General features: G+C 42.5%; 17 protein-coding genes. 15 read left to right on the top strand and 2 right to left on the bottom strand.

Annotated elements, in window-relative coordinates; all coding sequences use genetic code 11:
• The first annotated feature begins 38 nt into the window (after positions 1–38).
• From NH462_RS05460 to NH462_RS05395, 14 genes are all read left to right on the top strand, one after another.
• Positions 39–398, top strand: a complete 360-nt coding sequence (locus tag NH462_RS05460) for a hypothetical protein (RefSeq protein WP_017218642.1) — start codon at positions 39–41, stop codon at positions 396–398.
• A 39-nt stretch (positions 399–437) separates the two neighbouring features.
• Positions 438–1,445 carry a hypothetical protein gene (locus NH462_RS05455; protein WP_253104682.1) on the top strand — a complete coding sequence of 336 codons (1,008 nt, stop codon included), beginning with the start codon at positions 438–440 and terminating at the stop codon, positions 1,443–1,445.
• Positions 1,446–1,460: 15 nt separating this feature from the next.
• Positions 1,461–1,928, top strand: a complete 468-nt coding sequence (locus NH462_RS05450) for a hypothetical protein (RefSeq protein ID WP_010371699.1) — start codon at positions 1,461–1,463, stop codon at positions 1,926–1,928.
• A 26-nt stretch (positions 1,929–1,954) separates the two neighbouring features.
• Positions 1,955–3,364, top strand: a complete 1,410-nt coding sequence (locus NH462_RS05445; protein WP_253104679.1) for a hypothetical protein — start codon at positions 1,955–1,957, stop codon at positions 3,362–3,364.
• Positions 3,365–3,391: 27 nt separating this feature from the next.
• Positions 3,392–3,649: a hypothetical protein gene (locus NH462_RS05440; RefSeq protein WP_253104676.1), complete on the top strand. Its 258-nt coding sequence runs from the start codon at positions 3,392–3,394 to the stop codon at positions 3,647–3,649.
• 160 nt (positions 3,650–3,809) lie between these two features.
• A complete protein-coding gene (locus tag NH462_RS05435; protein ID WP_245008245.1) occupies positions 3,810–4,289 on the top strand; it encodes a DUF4157 domain-containing protein in 480 nt (159 codons plus the stop codon).
• A gap of 169 nt (positions 4,290–4,458) precedes the next feature.
• Complete coding sequence (locus NH462_RS05430; RefSeq protein ID WP_253104674.1) at positions 4,459–5,310, top strand: hypothetical protein; 852 nt, start codon at positions 4,459–4,461, stop codon at positions 5,308–5,310.
• 217 nt (positions 5,311–5,527) lie between these two features.
• Positions 5,528–6,370, top strand: coding sequence for a glycosyl hydrolase family 18 protein (locus NH462_RS05425; RefSeq protein ID WP_253104671.1), 843 nt, complete (start codon positions 5,528–5,530; stop codon positions 6,368–6,370).
• 203 nt (positions 6,371–6,573) lie between these two features.
• Positions 6,574–7,236 carry a hypothetical protein gene (locus tag NH462_RS05420; protein WP_253104668.1) on the top strand — a complete coding sequence of 221 codons (663 nt, stop codon included), beginning with the start codon at positions 6,574–6,576 and terminating at the stop codon, positions 7,234–7,236.
• 185 nt (positions 7,237–7,421) lie between these two features.
• Entirely contained in the window at positions 7,422–8,795 is a 1,374-nt protein-coding gene (locus tag NH462_RS05415; protein WP_010371712.1) for an ATP-binding protein, read from the top strand.
• A 536-nt stretch (positions 8,796–9,331) separates the two neighbouring features.
• Positions 9,332–9,604: a RebB family R body protein gene (locus tag NH462_RS05410; protein ID WP_010371716.1), complete on the top strand. Its 273-nt coding sequence runs from the start codon at positions 9,332–9,334 to the stop codon at positions 9,602–9,604.
• A 56-nt stretch (positions 9,605–9,660) separates the two neighbouring features.
• Positions 9,661–10,677: a hypothetical protein gene (locus tag NH462_RS05405; protein ID WP_253104665.1), complete on the top strand. Its 1,017-nt coding sequence runs from the start codon at positions 9,661–9,663 to the stop codon at positions 10,675–10,677.
• 18 nt (positions 10,678–10,695) lie between these two features.
• Positions 10,696–11,490, top strand: a complete 795-nt coding sequence (locus tag NH462_RS05400; protein ID WP_253104662.1) for a hypothetical protein — start codon at positions 10,696–10,698, stop codon at positions 11,488–11,490.
• Between the two features lie 9 nt (positions 11,491–11,499).
• A complete protein-coding gene (locus NH462_RS05395) occupies positions 11,500–12,408 on the top strand; it encodes a hypothetical protein (protein ID WP_253104659.1) in 909 nt (302 codons plus the stop codon).
• Positions 12,409–12,527: 119 nt separating this feature from the next.
• On the opposite strand, the gene NH462_RS05390 is transcribed toward NH462_RS05395, so the two are convergent.
• Complete coding sequence (locus NH462_RS05390; RefSeq protein WP_222243193.1) at positions 12,528–13,793, bottom strand: amidohydrolase family protein; 1,266 nt, start codon at positions 13,791–13,793, stop codon at positions 12,528–12,530.
• Positions 13,794–13,882: 89 nt separating this feature from the next.
• Entirely contained in the window at positions 13,883–15,628 is a 1,746-nt protein-coding gene (locus NH462_RS05385; protein WP_253104656.1) for an MFS transporter, read from the bottom strand.
• Between the two features lie 74 nt (positions 15,629–15,702).
• On the opposite strand from NH462_RS05385, the gene NH462_RS05380 reads away from it, so the two are divergent.
• A complete protein-coding gene (locus tag NH462_RS05380; RefSeq protein ID WP_253104653.1) occupies positions 15,703–18,117 on the top strand; it encodes a hypothetical protein in 2,415 nt (804 codons plus the stop codon).
• Positions 18,118–18,145 lie beyond the last annotated feature (28 nt).

The following is an 18,145-nucleotide window of genomic DNA, read 5'->3' as shown; positions in this document are numbered from 1 at the left end:
TAAACCCAACATAACTTAAATTAACTGAGGCAAAGCATATGAATGAGTTAACAAATGTCGGGCCATCAACACAAGCGACGCTTGATATCATCAAAAATGCCAGCTTAAGCGGCGAGCTAAATAAACTCTCTGGTGCCGGTAAGGCTTATCAGTCAGTTTCTCAATCAACGGCAATTGCAATTCAAGATGCAACCGACAACCTAAGAAATATCAATACCATGGCGACTACCGCAATGGGGGTTGCGATTTCACAAATGCTGGCGACTGGTAAGGTCGAAGAATACAACAGTATCATCGAAGCGGCTAACAAGATGGTTGAAAACGGTACGAAAAACTTTGGCGATGTCGGTAGTTCTGCCAGTGATCTACTCAATAACTTTCCAAGTGGTGGAAGCTAATGGGGGCTCACGTCACTGACGCTAGCACGGGAGGCAAGCATGACGATCGTAGTGAATAACATAGAAATTGAGCAGTTGGCGCAATTTTCCGACAAAACGCAAACCTTGATCCAATTTTTAAATCAGGGAAAAGAGAGTGTCAACGCCCTCATACAACAGAGCGAGATAATGCGCTTTTCGTCAGAAGCGCAATTTATCGAGCAGCTTTACTTGGGATTGATGAATTCAACGTTGATCTACTTACATCATATTCCCATTTCAATCGATGTGAAAAAACTACTCGAGTTGACTACTAATGATCTCAGAGACCTCGCGACCTTGAGCAATCGAGACTCTGAAAAAGGCAAAGCAATTTTAGCTGATCTATTAACCAAATATCATCTGTTAGATAGTACGATTCTGAACAAAATTGCACTATTTTATCGCCGTTATAACTTGAGTTACCATGCTCTGGGTTGGAGCGCCTCATTTAAGGATCAACTCAACTTATACCATGTTATTTGTTATTGTGAGCGTTGCTATGAACTATCAAATCAAACCGTTATCCCAGCTTGCCAATGGGCAACTCAGCAGGCACAAAATCTAAGTGAATTTGCTCGATATTTATGTATTTACCTTGAGTGGAAAAAGCGCTCACTAAGTCCTATTAGTGCGCTAAATGACGCAATTACTAACCTCTCTCCGGTGGTTAATGCCAACTTAGATTCTCCTGTGGTCACCTACGAACTTCAAGCTATTGATCTACACAATGCGATTAAGCAATGGCATGAAAGTGGAAAATATCTGGGCTTTAGCAGTTTCAGCGCAGGCTTGCTTAATATCGTGCTTAACATAGACCTAGGTAAGGGCGATTTAGTGCAAGCTGCAAATGACTATCTTGAAACGCTTCAACATACGCTAATCAACTCATTAGCGAAAGACAGCTATATCTGTCAGGCCGGCCAGTGCCGGCACTATTTATATGACCTATATCACAGCGAAGCGTTGCTTGATGTTGATAGCCAAGGGTGTCTGAGTGTGCAAAATCACTGGCCGCTGGTTGCATAATAAGAGGACTGAACAATGAATACCAAAAATCAAAAGGTTACAGCGCTTGGTGAACTCTCTCAAGCCGTTATGCCGAAACAAATGAATAGCATTTTAGCCGACATTGATACCATGCTTAACCGCGCACAACACACTATAGATATGTCATTACAGCAATCTTCACAGCTAATTGAACAGTCTCGTCAACATCTCGCCAGCATTCATAATGCGCTCGAGAGTGAGACTCAAATAAACCAATCTGACGCTCACGAAACGCCCTACCAAGATACATTACTGCAAGCGCAAGTAACACAATTAGAGGACCAGCAAGCACAGATAGAGCAAGTATATACGGAGCAGGAAGTCGCAGCTCGCCAAAGTGCTGAGGCCGCACAACAAGCGATGGAAGAAACGCTAAAAAACATGGAAAAGCAGCTAATGCATCAAAATCAAGTCTTTCAACATGATGTAATGCAGCGCAGTGCTGACACGCAAGGCGAATAAAACAAGTTGCAGGGAGCCTGACCACAATGATCCAGATAGATTGTAAACCTATAGCCTGGTTACCAGACGAAGACGTAAAAATTGCAGCAGCAAATAAACAGATGCAAGCACTCATGGCGCGCCTGGTAGACGCACCTAAATATCATACGCTGACAATTGAAGATAGAAAGCAGCTAGTAAGCGAGGGCTACGCTCCTGACTTAGTAGATAACCTCGTATTTATCACGCTCAGGCTGACAGGCTTAACAGAAGACTTGGTTAATGTGGGGTTTAACTATGCCGCTTTTGATACAGCGCTATTTGCATCCGATCATTTGAAAGCTCACTTGCAACAACTCAGTAATGGCTGCTGTGCCTATTGCGAAAGCTATTTATTAGCGACAAACTCCGGCGAAGTTGGCCACTTCAGGCCTGTTGAGTTACTGGAAAGACCGGTTTCAACACATTTAGACGTAGTGGCGACCTGCTCGCCGTACTTTTCATTGGCATATGATCAAAACAACCTACTTTTTGTCTGTAATGCTTGTCACGAGCAATATAAAGGTGGTCAATTTCCACTTGTTGGCGAACGTGCGCCACTGATTAATATCGACCAAGAGCAGCCCTTACTAGTCTGCCCTTACCTAGAAGACCCAAGACAATTTGTCCGCTTTGACCCTCAATCAGGTCGAGCCTATGCCTTTGATGTTTTGTCTACTTTTTTGATGGACAGCAAATCTATCAGTCAAAATGAAGCCGAGCAGCTTGTTTGGTCACAGCCCGAATTACTTCAAGAGTCACACGACTTGATGGAATCGCCTGCGTTTACGAGATGGCTTCAGTCATTAGACAAGGATAGCGCAATACAATTAACCAAAGGTCAAACTACGATTGAAATACTTGGTTTAAACCGCCCAGAGCTGGTTATTTCACGTCTGAACGCAATTGGCCAATTACATTTTGCTTATGAACGCTTTAAGTTAAGTAAAAATGACGATTTGCCAGCCTTTATTGACTCGCTCCCGCTTTTGCAATACCGAAGTTTGGCTATAGATGCACTACACACTTGGTATAATCAACAGAGTCCTCAAGCAACCGCAGACAATACCACGACTCCTCAAAACCAGCCATCCAGTTTGCCATTTCCAAACTGGTTTCGAGCGTCATTACGCTATTGCGTGGAAGAGTCTAACCTTGCGGATAACCACAAACGAAACTTAGTTTTCCTTTCCGCCAACGATAGACTCTACGGTCAAAAGGCCAAAGAAAGATGTGTATTTCTGCCAGTAAACTGGAAACAGGACAAGCATAAGCTCATCAAAGTGCGCTCCCAACGCAATATTTGGGAAACTTCTTTATCTGAACTAGCTGACTCGCGGCCGCTAGAGCTCATCAATTTGTTTACTCATAACGATGTTTGGGTTGAAGGCCCATTCGAAGCACTGCACAGTGCATAAACTAACCATTAGTAAGGATATTCCATCATGACCACTCAAAATGAACAATCGGTTCTCAGTGCAGAACAACAAGCAATGCAAGCAGTATCACAAGCTGATGTCGCCACGGCAGCTCAGTCCACAGGCCATGCTACGGCAACGCCTTCTGAGGCTGAAAATGTCGCTAACAACGCCGTCGTCGCAGCAGATCAGAGTGTCTATCAGCAAGCGTTTGATGCACCTGCCACCTCAACCCCAGATGAAGCAGAGCAACAAGCAACCCGAGCAGTTGAAGCTACTGAATAAATGTCACAAATACCCGGCTCAGTCGGGTATTTTTCATGAATACCTCCTTTCAGTTTGCAGTAACCTTACGAATAAATACCAACGACTCCAGACTTTTTACCAATCGTTACCGCTATACCATGCCTATAGTAAAAGTATCCAGCAAGCACGAAACAACACGATGACATTTTATCAACTCACGACCAAACAGCGCCACATTACCGGAACGGTAAGGCAGAACCCCGCACGTCAGCGAGGAGCAAAAAACGTTCCTCTTCAGAGCTGCGCTTTACCAATACGCCTCAGACGTGGCATGGAAAAACTATCTGGTGTTAATTTGGCCAATGTGCGAGTGCACTACAACTCGTCAAAACCTTCGCAAGTACAAGCTCATGCATATGCTCAGGGTAAGGATATTTACTTGGCCCCAGGTCAAGAGAAACACCTTCCCCACGAGCTTGGTCATGTTGTTCAACAAGCGCTGGGGATAGTAAAGCCCACCACAGAGGTAAATGGCATAGCTGTAAATGACGACCCAACTCTGGAGCAGCAAGCAACGGACTGGGGAAAATTGGCATTATATTTAGGTGAGCAGATGAAAAAATGTAGGGACGATTTTCCGGTAAACATAAAAGTCAGCTCCCTTTCACTCCCAATTTAAAGTAAGGGATTAAAATTGACCTAAACCTATTTATTAAATTAGTGGGTTTATTTTAAATTCCATACTGAAAATAGGTAATTCGGCAAAACTCATTTTCAGAAAATCAGCTGTTATCTGGATTGAAAATTACCTCTCACAATCACAAATGAGAATCGGAGAAATTAGGCTCATGTATGCACAATTGAAAAAATCAAAAGGGCATAACGGTATATTAGATTGCAATTATACCGCCACAGAAAATAGTTCGTTAAAAAAGAGTAAGGAGAATTTAGATGCTAAAGCAGCTGCAGTGATCCAAAAAGTGGGGCTCTATGATTATCTCACTGGTAATCTAACTGAAGATGAGAAAGATGGGCTATATCTCCGTCGCTCAAGTTATAATCCGCTGAATTGGATAGCTCAAAACAAGAACGAAAACTTTGAACAAAATAATCAAGCTTATCACTCTACTTCTGTGCATGGTGCTCAAAACTCGCTACAAAATATCAGAAATAGACATTACGCAAATCCCGGAGGCCCCAGAGGTATGAGTGCAATGATGAACACTCTCACAGGTGCCGTAGGAAATATTAGAAGACAGCAACATAGCAGTCGCTTTGCATCCTCTAGCTGGGAAGCTCATGTAAGAAATGAAGCTAGAGAACAATTCAATACTGCAGCAAATGCAGTTGGTCTTAATGTAGTTTGGAATGATACCCCTCCTCCGTTTCGAGCTGTGATACCAGGTCTTAGCAGCTCAATGTTCTTCATTACCTACTCGAATCCAATCACTGGTAACTACGAAGTTGGCGTGACCTCCAATAGGCCAAACATTGGCGCTGAAAGGCGCTCTCAAGTAACAAATGTTGCTAAGGTAACAATTAACTATTATCAATTACCAGGAAATCGAGTATCTGCATGGATAGGTCAAATGTTCCCAGTCCCAATAGCCACTCGTGCAGATAACACCGGTCCGGTACAAGTTGCAAACTTCCACGGAACGGCTTGGAGCCTATCAGATCTTAGTCCAATAAATGATTGAGTAAAAAGGTCATTTTCAACATCACAGACAGTCGAAAAGGTTGGCGAACACTAGTTAACCTTTTCGACGCTCAGATCGATTCGCCTAGCGTTTTCTAAAACGCTATGTCTAACGGCTTATCATCCAAATATGATCCATTACTGTAGCTGGACTAAGATAATAGTCTGCCAGTAATATTTCTCTCTTATTTTAGTACTCTCATATATAAGGAACAATGATGTCTAAAACCATTACCTACTATAATTCAGGTGCTATTCCTTTGGCCAATGCCGGTGAGCTTCCTTACGATGTAGTAAACTTGGCGTTTTTATCTTCGGCTTCAAACAATCCGTTTAAGCTAATTTTAAGCGGTGCAATTGCTGCTACAGAGACCAGCTTCACAGCCCATACGGTAGAATCGATACAAACCATGCAGCAAAATGGGCAAAGAGTATTGATCTCATTTGGTGGTGGCGATATGGATCACAACGTATATTACTCGTTATCTCAAGATCCAGACAGGCTGGCTGATTCCTTGGCGGACTTTGTTAAAAATAACCATCTGGACGGCATTGATATCGATTATGAAGATAGTGCTGCATTTATCGCGAATGCAAGTTATGACGGCGTACAGTTTCTCGTATCATTAACACGGTCTCTGAGAAAACAACTGCCCTCACCCCGCTACTGTATTTCCCACGCCCCGCAACCTCCTTACCTAGAGCATGGTGGTTACATGGCAGGTTATCTTAAAATAGTCGAACAAGTTGGAGAGGATATTGACTGGTTAAACGTTCAGTTTTACAACAATCCACCTTGGAGCGCATGCCCAGATCAAATCGTTAGTTCCTATATGGACTATATCAAGCTACCGAATATGTCTGCGAAGAAAATTATTGCAGGATTCCCAGTGACAGCACACGACGCAGGCTCTGGATACATGCCGGCAGGGACTATTATTCAAGCGGTTATTGACCCCATTCAAAACACCACTGAGCTAGGTGGTATTATGAACTGGCAGTTTTCAAGTGACGCAAATGGCGATTGGATTAAAACCATCAAAAATGCACTTAAAAACTGAATCTTGCTTCTATTCTTTGGTCGCCTTTGTCGGCCTTTCTTCCTACATTTACCTCAATAAAAGCGATAAAGTAAAATATACCAACCGAAAAATAACTTTTACCAAGTTGGTAAAACCAGCCTCTCTTATAGTTAATTCAACCAATTTATCTATTTGGTTGCTTTCACCCTGAATTAATTAAACGCATTAAGTGAGACGAGATTATGAACGCCAAAAAACCTTTAGGTTCAAAAGACGATCCAAGTTATGTCAGAGTAACGAATATGCCAGATCCTAATCTGGCCTACTCCAGTGTTGCCCACCCAGGTGCAAAAGGCTTTATTTATAACGGTACCATGAAGCCAAGTGTCGCAGACAAATATAAAGGCGAAGGTTATAGCTTTTGTATGCGCAACCTTAACACACAAGACAATGAGTGGGATGTTGCGCTAACGGCTCAAGAAACCGACAGAATAACCGGCACCAATGAAAAGCACGGATACGCGCTGGCATTGATGCCGATGTTTATCCTCAATGTGTCTTCTATCAATAACACCAATAACAATCCTCTTGATATAGCTAACAACGTTCTTGACCTGTTAAATAGCGCCTCCATTCCTATCGGTACGACAGTCTGGCTACAGCTAAAAGACAATGACAATGGTGCTAAATCTGACCAAATACAAGAAATTGAACACTATATATTTCAATCAGGTTATTCAATAGGTATTTTAGGCGATGAGGTGCAGCTACAGCAGCAAACTAACGGCCGTGTACTTGAATCAACTTATACTCCATTTGAAGAATCAAATAGTGGCACCACAATACGCACAATTATGATTGGCGAAAACTCAGGTACTTACCCAATTTACTGGGCACTTCAATGATCTTTATGTAAAGACTGAGCAGGATAGGCAACTCGCCTGCTCTTTTACGTAACCAACCACCTCTTAAATAAAAGAACCTGCAGCAATTAGTCTGTTATACCAACATAATCCCTAAAGTTGCCAATCAGATTCGCAGCCGCACAAACTACACTGTGGAACGCTTATTTAAAAAATAAGGAAGTAAAATGTGGCAATCTAACTTTGAGCCTTTAGCTCAAACTCCTTCCAAAGCGGCTTTAAATGCCAAAGACTTAGAACAAGAGTGCGACTGGCTGCAGCGTGCTATTCAATATCGTGTGTCACATTACTTTGGACAGTCACTCGATAATACTGAGCAAGAATTTCCACTGCCACCTACGCTAGATAACTCAGGCTCTGAATTTGCGGACTTTATTACCCGCAGCAAGCCAAACCTGATTGAAAGATTATTAATTATTCTAGCATTTGTTCCGGTTATCAATGCCCCTTTACTCGACATTTTCCTGTCAATCAACGAACAAACAAACCGCCCTTTTAGTGAGTTTGGTATACAAGAATCTCAAGGGCTGATATTCACAACGGGGATCACAGCGGCATTCATTCTTGACGGAAATAATCTCAACACGGAGTTTGATGTCCTTCAAACGATCCATTCAAGCCAATTATTTAACCTTATGATGGACAGTCATCGAGAATCTGAGGGTATATCACGATTAAACATCCCCTTGGTTCTTAAACCCGAGTTTATACAAATGTTCACGACTGCAGAGCCATACCGGCCAGAAACAAGTCATCAGTTTCCTGCAACCCAAGTAAACACAGTACTTGAATGGGATGATGTAAAGCTACCAGATACCACTCGTCATCAGCTAAACGAAATTATTACTTGGGTTCAATATGGCAAGACACTACAAACGCAATGGAAAATTGGTAAACAACTCCGCCCCGGTTACCGAGCACTGTTTTACGGCCCTCCCGGAACAGGAAAAACCCTAACGGCGAGCGTACTTGGAAAAATACTAGATAAATTAGTCTATAAAGTCGATTTATCGCTGATCACCTCAAAGTATATTGGAGAAACAGAGAAAAACCTTGAACAGCTGTTTAGCCTTGCAGAGCATCGTGACTGGATCCTTTTCTTTGACGAAGCGGACGCGCTTTTCACTAAGCGCTTAAAAACCAGCTCTTCTAACGATCAGTTTGCTAATCAAAATGTCGCCTATCTGCTGCAGCGTATTGAAAGCTTTAGCGGTGTGGTGATCTTAGCGTCAAACTATAAAGATAATATCGACGACGCGTTTTTTCGCCGATTTGAATCGATTGTCCAGTTTCAGGCACCAAAGGCTGCACAGCGACTAGAAATTTGGCAAAGCGGACTTTGCCACCAATCTCGCCTATCAAGCAATATATGTTTAAACAAACTTGCAGAGCAATATCCACTGAGTGGAGCCGATATTATCAATGTATTACGCTTTGTATCATTAAGATTACTCAGCGAAGCACGCACAGAAATAACCATGACGGATATACGTGAGGGCATAAGTCGACTTTCTAACCACCAAACTCAACTTAGGTGGTGATCTCATCACACTCACACCTTTACTTTTTCATAGACTGGTTAAACTCACAATTTGCAAACATCATAACTTCTACCAAGTTGGTAAAAGCGGCCCGCGATATAGTTAAAAATGCCAACTCAGTTGGAAATGTCAATTTATGCCCACTTTATCAATACGGTTTAGTCAGCAGGTGACTTAGCTAAGAGGCAAGTTCGCAGTGAATCAAAAGCTGACAACGAGTAAAGCATTCCTTAGCTGATAAACGGGTTGTAATTTAAACCTGTTTGATGGACAGGCATAGCTAATGACTAACCCCATTGCGAGAAAAGTATGGAGCTCTCATGATGGGGTTATTTTTACACCGTCAGTACTCCCTTAGCTCAGTTGTACAGCCGCAATGCGTAAAAACCACCAAACACTGTTAAATATTACGCATTTTAAAGTCGTCCAATCTACCATAAAAACAATTAGTTAAACCAAAACATCTGTGACGGAGCGGGCTACATTATCCTTTAGTTATTAACGCTAAAAAGCAACTAACCATTAAGGAAAAAATCATGGCATTTCCAACTTCTGTAAACGACCAAATCACTGACTCAGTCACCCAAGCAAACGTAAAAGTACTAGGTGATGCTCCAGCAATGTCAATGGGTAACTTGTTCCAAGCAACTTCACAAGCGCTTGCAAACGCAGCTCATAATGCAACCACAGCTCAGCAGCAGATGGCTGTTACAGCTCAAGCTGCCACCACTATGGGTGTTACAACCCTCTATTCGATAGACACCGCAACTACAGGTATTGCAACGAAGAAGATCCTTGCAAGTAGTTAACACCAAAGTGAAGTGCTGTGCTCCATCAGCACTTCTTCATCAAAAAAGAGAATAATATGAGCGAATTACACCCTGAGGTCACCTCAGCAGATCCCGCAATTTGCAGTTCTGAAAACGCTGAAACACAAGATAGCAAAACTTGTGACTCAGACACTCTTGGCATAGCCCCGGTAGAGGCAAACGATGCTAGGCTACCGAGCGTCCCGCAAGACCTTGACTCATCCGAGCAAATGCAAACGCAGGAAATTCAGCATCCTACTTCCGTGCAATGCGCTGCTTTTGACTACATTTATGCAGTGGGGCAAGTAGAAATAGTCTTTCCTAATGAGGGAATAAAAAAGCAATTTTTACAAGCCGCAATGGAGCTCGCAGTCGATGAAAGAGCCTATTACGAAGTTTTCACTAATAAATCATTGCCGATTGGCGATCCTAACAGAGACAAATATCTTTATCTTGCCGAGCAAGTTTCTTGGATTTTAGTCATTCAAAAACAGCTGAGTTACCACTTAACTCCCGCGACAAAAGTCGAGTTAGAAGAGCTAATTGAAGCGCTACAGCCACCTAAAGATACACTGGAGCTAGTGTATACCTGCGTCATTGGCCATTCTTCTAATAACCACGACTCCAATTTAGCTGAGATAGTTTGTCATCAGGTATATCATCAAACATTGTCAGAGCTGCATAATACAATTCAAAAAATTTCCAGTGCGGAAACCAATGCCATTCAAGATGTGATAAAAGCACTAGAAGTCGAACCAAATGCTGGCCGCGATGACTTTGATAGAGCTAAGAATTTTGTTGCATTTCGCTATCCAGATATCTACTTACAAACCCATAAAATGCGTCTTGGGTCTGCAACCGTGCCAAGTGCTTCTCTAACCGACATCACGTTTTCCCAATTTGACGCAGTGTCTGAACATAAGATTGTTGATATTACGCTAACCTATAAAGAAAACGCTTCTGCTAAACATCATTATTACTTTTGTCGTATCGACGTGAGTGGCTTGTATCCTTTTATCAATACAGAAATACAACAATTCCTCCCGCTGCTGAATACGATACCACTGGATTAATGCAAAGGAAGGATATAAATGAAGACCTCAATACACAATGATAAAACAGTGCCAATACAGTTTGCGCCTCATGACAATCATGATACATCTATTTATGCAATTGGTGTTATTCAACCAAGCTTTCCGACCTTAAACCTCGAAAAGCAATATGAAGCTGCTGCGTTGTCTATAAAGGCCAATCCCGAAGAGTTTTATAAAGTGTTCAACTATCGTGTAACCATGGACAGTCAACCTCAGTTGAGTTACAGGCCATTTTTATATTTAGCGCAACAAGCAACATGGGTTCTTACCATAAACCTGGTAGACACTTATATCCTTGAGCCAGATACACCGACACAACTGAATGCACTGATCAATACAACAGAACAACAAAATACTTATGTGGTTATTGGCGAGCTAACAGGCGAACATGCCGCACAGCACTACGATGACATTGCTTTGCCAACCGCCACGGTAAAGCATCTAGTTGCCGTTACCGATATCAAAGTCCCAATACTCAAAGATGGTAAACCAGCCAACCAACAGCTTGAGCTGCCAGCACTTAAACCCACTATCGGGTTAACTAAGAAAGACAGAGCCAGTAACTATTTTTTGAGTCACTTCTATCAAATCGTCGTTGATAGCAACCAACACTTATTGATTGATGATATTCAAGCTATCCAATTACAACACATACACTCTGAACCAATGCGCCACGTTGTTGAGTTCATTCTGTGTAGTGCAGATCGTAGCCGCTATGCCTGTAATATCGACGTAACCAACCACTATCCTTTTGTTTCATCCAGACTAGCGCCATTTGCGAAAAGTATTTAGGGAGGCTTCATGAACCAATCATTATCTACTCAACAAAATTTGCCACTTAGTCAGAGGTTGGCCAACGATGAAACAAACTCAGAACCTTCAACCGTATCCTCAAACTTTGTCTATGCCGTTGGTGTGATAAATGCCCAATTTCCGACCCTTAATCTAGAAAAAGAGCTATATCAAAATAGCTTAATGGGCAATCAAGAAACACAGCTTCCCATGTTGGAGAACGTCAATGATGACATTGCGCTACAAAGGCTCAACAGGAATAAACAACTTAATCACGAGCTGTTTAAAGGCTTAAGTTTAGGTAAAAATCGTTACATAGCGCGCAGCATGAAATGGGTCTTGGATAATCGCTACATTGAGCAACTTTATACTTTACTCATTCCAACAGATGAACTGCTAACTCAATGTATTACTGCACTAGATCGAACAACAAATGGTGAAACCGGACAAGTGGTAATTATCGGCGAAATGCACTCACCAAACACAGTACTAGTTAGTGCAATCATTCCAGTGATGGTACTGCCATTTGGTGAGGTGCTGCACGGCGTCAAGGCAAATAACGATCAGTTTCAAAACCTTGTTACTGAAATAACTTCGCTCAATATATCTAGAGGTAATAGTGACGCAATGCGCGCGTTAAACTATGTACTATATAACAACCCTACGATATACCAACAGTCATTTCACCTTTACTACCAAAGCCGCCAAGATGGTCCTAATCCCAATGGTTATCAGCTGATCAATGTTGACGTCAATGTTAGCAACAGTGGAGATAGAGTTGCTGCAGATGTTATTTTTGTCTATCAAGGGATTAATACTGGCGCGATGCAGTTTTGGCGCAGTCGAGTAGATGTCACTGGTGAATATCCATTTGCCGTGTCGAATTGGGAACAATATTTACCAAGCAACCACAGTTAACACGATAAAAAATGTAGTCTGTCTCAAAACGTTGCCTGTCCACTTATTTTTATTATGATTACAACGATATATTGCAAAGCTACGCAGTTCTTTGCATAAGAACTGCGCGGAACGTTTGGCTATTGCTTTTCTACTTTGCCATCTTTCATCACAAAGATGACGTTTTCCATCACACTAATGTCTTTTAGTGGGTTACCTTTAACCGCGATTATATCAGCAAGTTTTCCCGCCTCAAGTGAGCCCAATTGTGTATTTTGCTTGAGTAACGTCGCTGAGTTAATAGTGGCAGCCTGTAAGGCTTGTAGCTCAGTCATGCCAAATTTCACCATGCGGCTAAACTGCTTACCATTGTCACCGTGAGGATAAACACCAGCGTCAGAGCCAAACACCATATTCACGCCTGCTTTTACCGCTTTTGTAAAACTAGCACGCTGAGTTGCACCCACCTTACGTTCTTTATCCAAGCTTTCAGGCAAAATACCTGCCTTTTCGCCCTCGCCAAGGATATATTCCGTATTGTAGATGTCCATAGAGAAGTACGTGCCTTTGTCTTTGGCTAGCTGAATGGCTTCATCATCAACAAAACTTACATGCTCTACCGAATTCACACCTGCTTTAATTGCAGACTTGATACCATCCGTGCCGTGCGCGTGGGCAGCAACCGTTAAACCGCGTAAGTGTGCTTCGGTCACAATCGCCGTCATTTCCTCTTGGGAATATTGCTGAGCCCCCACTTTAGTGCCTTTAGATAGTACGCCACCCGTTGCACAGAACTTGATTAAGTTAGCGCCATATTTAATATTTTCACGTACCTTTTGCCTTACTGCCCAAGGTCCATCAGCCACCCCTTCTGAAAATACTTTATGCTCATGGGTTAGGAGGTTGTTGTCACAATGGCCGCCAGTGATCCCAAGTGAAGGACCTGCTGCGTTTACACGTGGGCCTGATACGTCACCATCAATAATGGCATCGCGCAGCGCGATGTCAGCATAGCCAGCAGCACCGAGGTTACGAACAGACGTAAAGCCCGCATCTAGTGTGCGCTTAGCGTTTCTAACACCAGTAATTGCCGCACGAGGTGCAGTGCGTTGCAACCTTTTGTAGCCATGAACATGTGCGTCTGAAGTTAGGTGAACATGCATATCAAATAGACCGGGTAATAATGTGTGGCCACTTAGGTCTATCACCTCTGCACCTTTTGGATAGGCTTTACGATTTGATTTTCCGACTGAGATAATTTTATTATCTTCAACGACCACAGTTGCAGGTGAGATAAGCTTGCCTGACACCACATCAATCGCAGAGTCAGCGTTTAAAACATACGTTTGCGCGTACACACTGCTGGAAACAAAGAGTGCCGTGCTCATCCATATTTTTTTATTCATGTTACTTCCTCATTTTTTGCTTGAGTGTAGAAAGAATATGACTTGCAAACAAACTGATCGCGACCAATAACTGTTCCCATTTCAAAAAACTATGTTTTTCTGTCTATTATCACTTTGTTAAACCAGAATAATGCAATGGCGGTTATAAGTGCGATAGCGGCAAATAGCCCCCACATTAACTCTGGTGCCGCCATTTCTTGCACCAACACTTTATAGCTCCAACCAGATAAAAATCCAGCAAACAAGAAGCCCAGCGCCATAGAAACAAAGTAGTATCCCATATACAACGCAGCTTGAGACTGAGGCGCGATACTCGCAACATACTCTTGGCTTTTAGGAGAGGCAAGCATTTCACCAAGCGCGATAAGCAATATGACAGTGACAATGAGCTGACCGCTTAACCAGTCGCTATCGCTAAGTAATGCGATAAACGCAACCGCCATCACCAGTAAGCCAGTGACTAACACATAAAATGGTCTAAATCGCTGACAGAGAAAGCTCACCAAAATTTGTGCGATCACAATCGCTGCAAAGTCTAAATTAATAAGATACTCAGGATTAATTTGACGATATTGTACGAGTTGTTCAGCAAGGGCTTGCGCTTGCTGCTGGGAAAGTGCCTGTCCATTATCGTGAAGCGCATTTAGCGTTTGCATTATCAACTGTATTTGCTCATGTGGGACATTCACTTTGAGGTGAACCCATTCAAGCCTAGTGGTTTCAATAGGTACCGCGCCGCTTTCCTTAAGCTCGTTGAACAGCGTAAAAATGGCAGCAGTTAACTTATCAATATCAACGTGCGCTAAAAACGCGACGCCAGAATCGCCAAACCACGCCAATATATCTCGGGTATCTGCATAATCACGGCTATACACAGGTAAAGTATAAAACAGCTGATTATAAACAGTCCAAAAGCCTGCAAGGATCAGTAAATATAACGCAAATGGCAAGTTACTTACCTTCATTGGTTGTTGCCACCATGCTTTATTTGGCGCTCGATTTATAAGCACTCTGTCCCACACCCAGTTAGCTGCTAGCCATATTGCAATCCAAGTAAACGCTTGACTGTAGTTAGCAAACCCGACTCCTGCTGACATCAAGAGCGCCAGTGCGACAAACAGCGTAAGTGCTAAACGAGTATTACCCAGCACCGACTGTGCGGTTTTTAATACTTGAGTAAAAGATTGCTTGGTTTTAGGTAATGTTTGCGGGTCTTTGTAAAATAACATCAAGGGAATAAAGTTTATGGCAATCCAAACTGCCGACATCATAAATACCGCATCCCAGCTAATGGCGCGCATATACCCCGCAACCAATGGACCTAAGAATCCACCAATATTCACCATGGTATAAAAGATCCCAAATCCAAGGCCACGATTACCATCGTTTGTACTGTGGCTTACGGTGCCAACGACCACAGGTTTAAAGCAAGCAGCACCCAGCGCAACAAAGCTCAGCGCAGCAAAAAACGGCCAAAAACTCTGTGCCTGTCCCAATAAATAATAGCTTGGCGTCATGATCAAAAATGCAAAAAAGAACATCCTTTTATACCCGACGCGATCTCCTAGCGCACCAGTTACAACAGGCAAAAGATATAAAAAGAAGGGAATAATCCCCTGTACGGCGCCACGCTCTATATCAGTAAAGCCAATACCGCCTTGCGACTTCGGTGTTGTCATATAAATTGATGATACGGCGAAGAAGCCATACCAAGCGAGCCGCTCAAATATTTCCATGATATTCGCAATGTAAAAAGTTCGACCAAACCCAGAAGACGACTTTGACCAATTTGCCTCATTGAGATCTGGTTCACCCCACTGCTGCTGATTTTGCATAATGACAATACCTGTTATCTTTGTTATTTTATATTGCATACAATATACACAAATAACAACGAGAGAAAAGTATCATGTCATTATTTTATCTATTCCATACCTTTTATTGGCGAATACCCTCTATCCAAAAGCCCCGGCTAGTATTTGCTCCTCTAATTGCAATACTTGCGTTACTCAGCGGATGTAAAACTACGCGAAGCGATATTATCGCTATACCAAGCCCCGCTGATATGCGCTCGGAAGTAAGCGTTAATGGCCGAGTCAGCACGTTGAAACACATCGATATCCAACATATTGGTAAACAAATTCCGCTCACTTATAGCGATGGAAAAATAGCTAACTCGAGGGGATATGACTGGTGGGTGAGTAAACATTTCGCGTTAAAAAGTGACTTGCCTGAGGACAAAGTAAAACTCTATTTAGAATTACTAGAAATGTCTTATCCTCACTATGTTGAATTGTTTGGTATGGCGCCCGCTGCGATTGATAAAAAGAGAATTGCTGTCGTTTATGGCAGTTCACGCCAACGCACAAAAGAAGCCATGCTGGACGATGGCTTTTTGCGAGGCGTACATAAAACGGCTGGCGGCGAAACCATGTTTTATAACCGTGCAGGGTACAACTTTCCGAGTCATCGCCAGCATCACCAGCGCTACATCGTGATCCATGAAACCATGCATGCGTTTCATATGGCTCTGAACGGTCACTCAACTTGGGCACCTAATTGGATCACTGAGGGGATGGCTGATTCCATTGCAAGCCACGTATATGATCCAAATAAAAAGCAGTTAACTGTGATGGTTTTCGACCGTGCTCCAATGAACTATCTGCACTTGGGTTTACAGCAGTATCACCAAAATGGAAAGCCATCTTTCGAAGCAATCAACGATGATCCATCACTCAAACGCGGACTAAACTTTTTTATCGTGCATTTTTTATTGAGCGATCCTGAGCGATATCAATATTTTAAACGCTTTATCGGCAAATTAATGGACGCAAACCCTCACTCTGAAAACACCTTGCCAACTGCCAATGCACTCTTAAAACAGACCTTCCCCAATTGGCCCCAGCTTGAACAGCAGTTTGCAGCGTTTGTGAGCTCTGCCACGCCAAGTTTTTATATTGTCGATGGGCCTTGGGAGCAAAACGGTGCTGCATATTGGCTCAGAAATACCGAAAGCAAAGCACTTAATCGTCTCGACATTCATCCAAAATTTTCTTCTACACATGCCGTGATGGATTTTCCCGCACCAGATAAAACACCTCTAATCAACTCACTTAATGAGAATAGTGTTGCAGCACTAATCGACTTCGAGCCAGAGCAGATTAAACGTGGGGAAATTGGCGTTGCGTTAATCGCTGACTTAACAAGCCAAAGCTTAGATGCGCGTCTTGGACGCGCTAAAGTTGAAGAAGTTGACTTTAGTAAAGACAACTTACTGCAATTTACCCTTCAAGAAGGAGTAAAGTTAACGATCTCAAGCAATCAAGCATTGTTCCCCGCACAGTCTATCGCACTGCTGCCGCAATTACGCATGGATATCAAGCAGTATCATCAACTTGCGCTCACGCTTTCAAAGCAGGACGATGTGCTAGTTATTAAAATGAAAACACAACAGCATGAGCAACTGGCTAGATTACAATTGAACCAAATCGACATTTCAGCGCTTAGCTTGCAAAAAATCAGTCTTCTTGGCCGAAATAATAATCATAGAATAGCACCCTACTTTGCCGCGCATGATTACTTGATCACGAATGAACAAACCGCTAATCCCTGGCACTTTAAAGGCGCATCATTACTGCGTAGAGCCTTTAACACCTGTGTGAAATATAGCGCTCAGTTAAATGACTGTATGACCCCACTTCGCGAAATATTTAGCAAACAGAAATCAAGGACAGTCACTGAAACTGAGAATAAAATCCTCAATCACTTGATGCAAAGTTGGCAATCAACACTTGGCGACGATGCGCTCTTTACGCTAAGTGGTATCAACACCCAAAGCTATTTTTCTGATGGAATGCACTATCTTTACGTCAACAACCCCAGTAAGCATGCTGTTGCGCTAAGTTACGGTAACTACAAAAAAATTCTAGCTTCAGGTGAACATCGTGTTCTATTGCCAAAGCATACTTTTCAGAACTTAGTGATTAGTTGGAACGGACTAACACAACAAAAGCCTCTTCTAACGTCAGAGAAACCTTTTGATGGGGTAAAAATGGAAGTCACTGTTCGTGACAATATTACCATCACGCTAACCGGTCCCTATTCAGGTGCATCGAGTGGTATATTACGCGTCGATTTTACTCCATTTCAATCATTTCAAAATGAAGGTTCACTTTGGCAGCAGCCTGTTACTTTCTTACCTTATCAAACACAAGTAATTGAAGTAGATAAGTTACAAGGATTGAAAAATGGATTACTTGAGATCACGGGTGAGTTTGACGTTGATGGTGAACCGATTAGGCTGGTTAAAATAATCAATTTGTAGAAACAATTAATTGGAAGTCTGAAAAGCC

The sequence above is a fragment of the Pseudoalteromonas sp. OANN1 genome, from assembly GCF_024124685.1.
GTDB classification, from domain to species: Bacteria; Pseudomonadota; Gammaproteobacteria; order Enterobacterales; family Alteromonadaceae; genus Pseudoalteromonas; species Pseudoalteromonas piscicida.
This window is presented reverse-complemented; position numbering and strand designations above follow the sequence as displayed.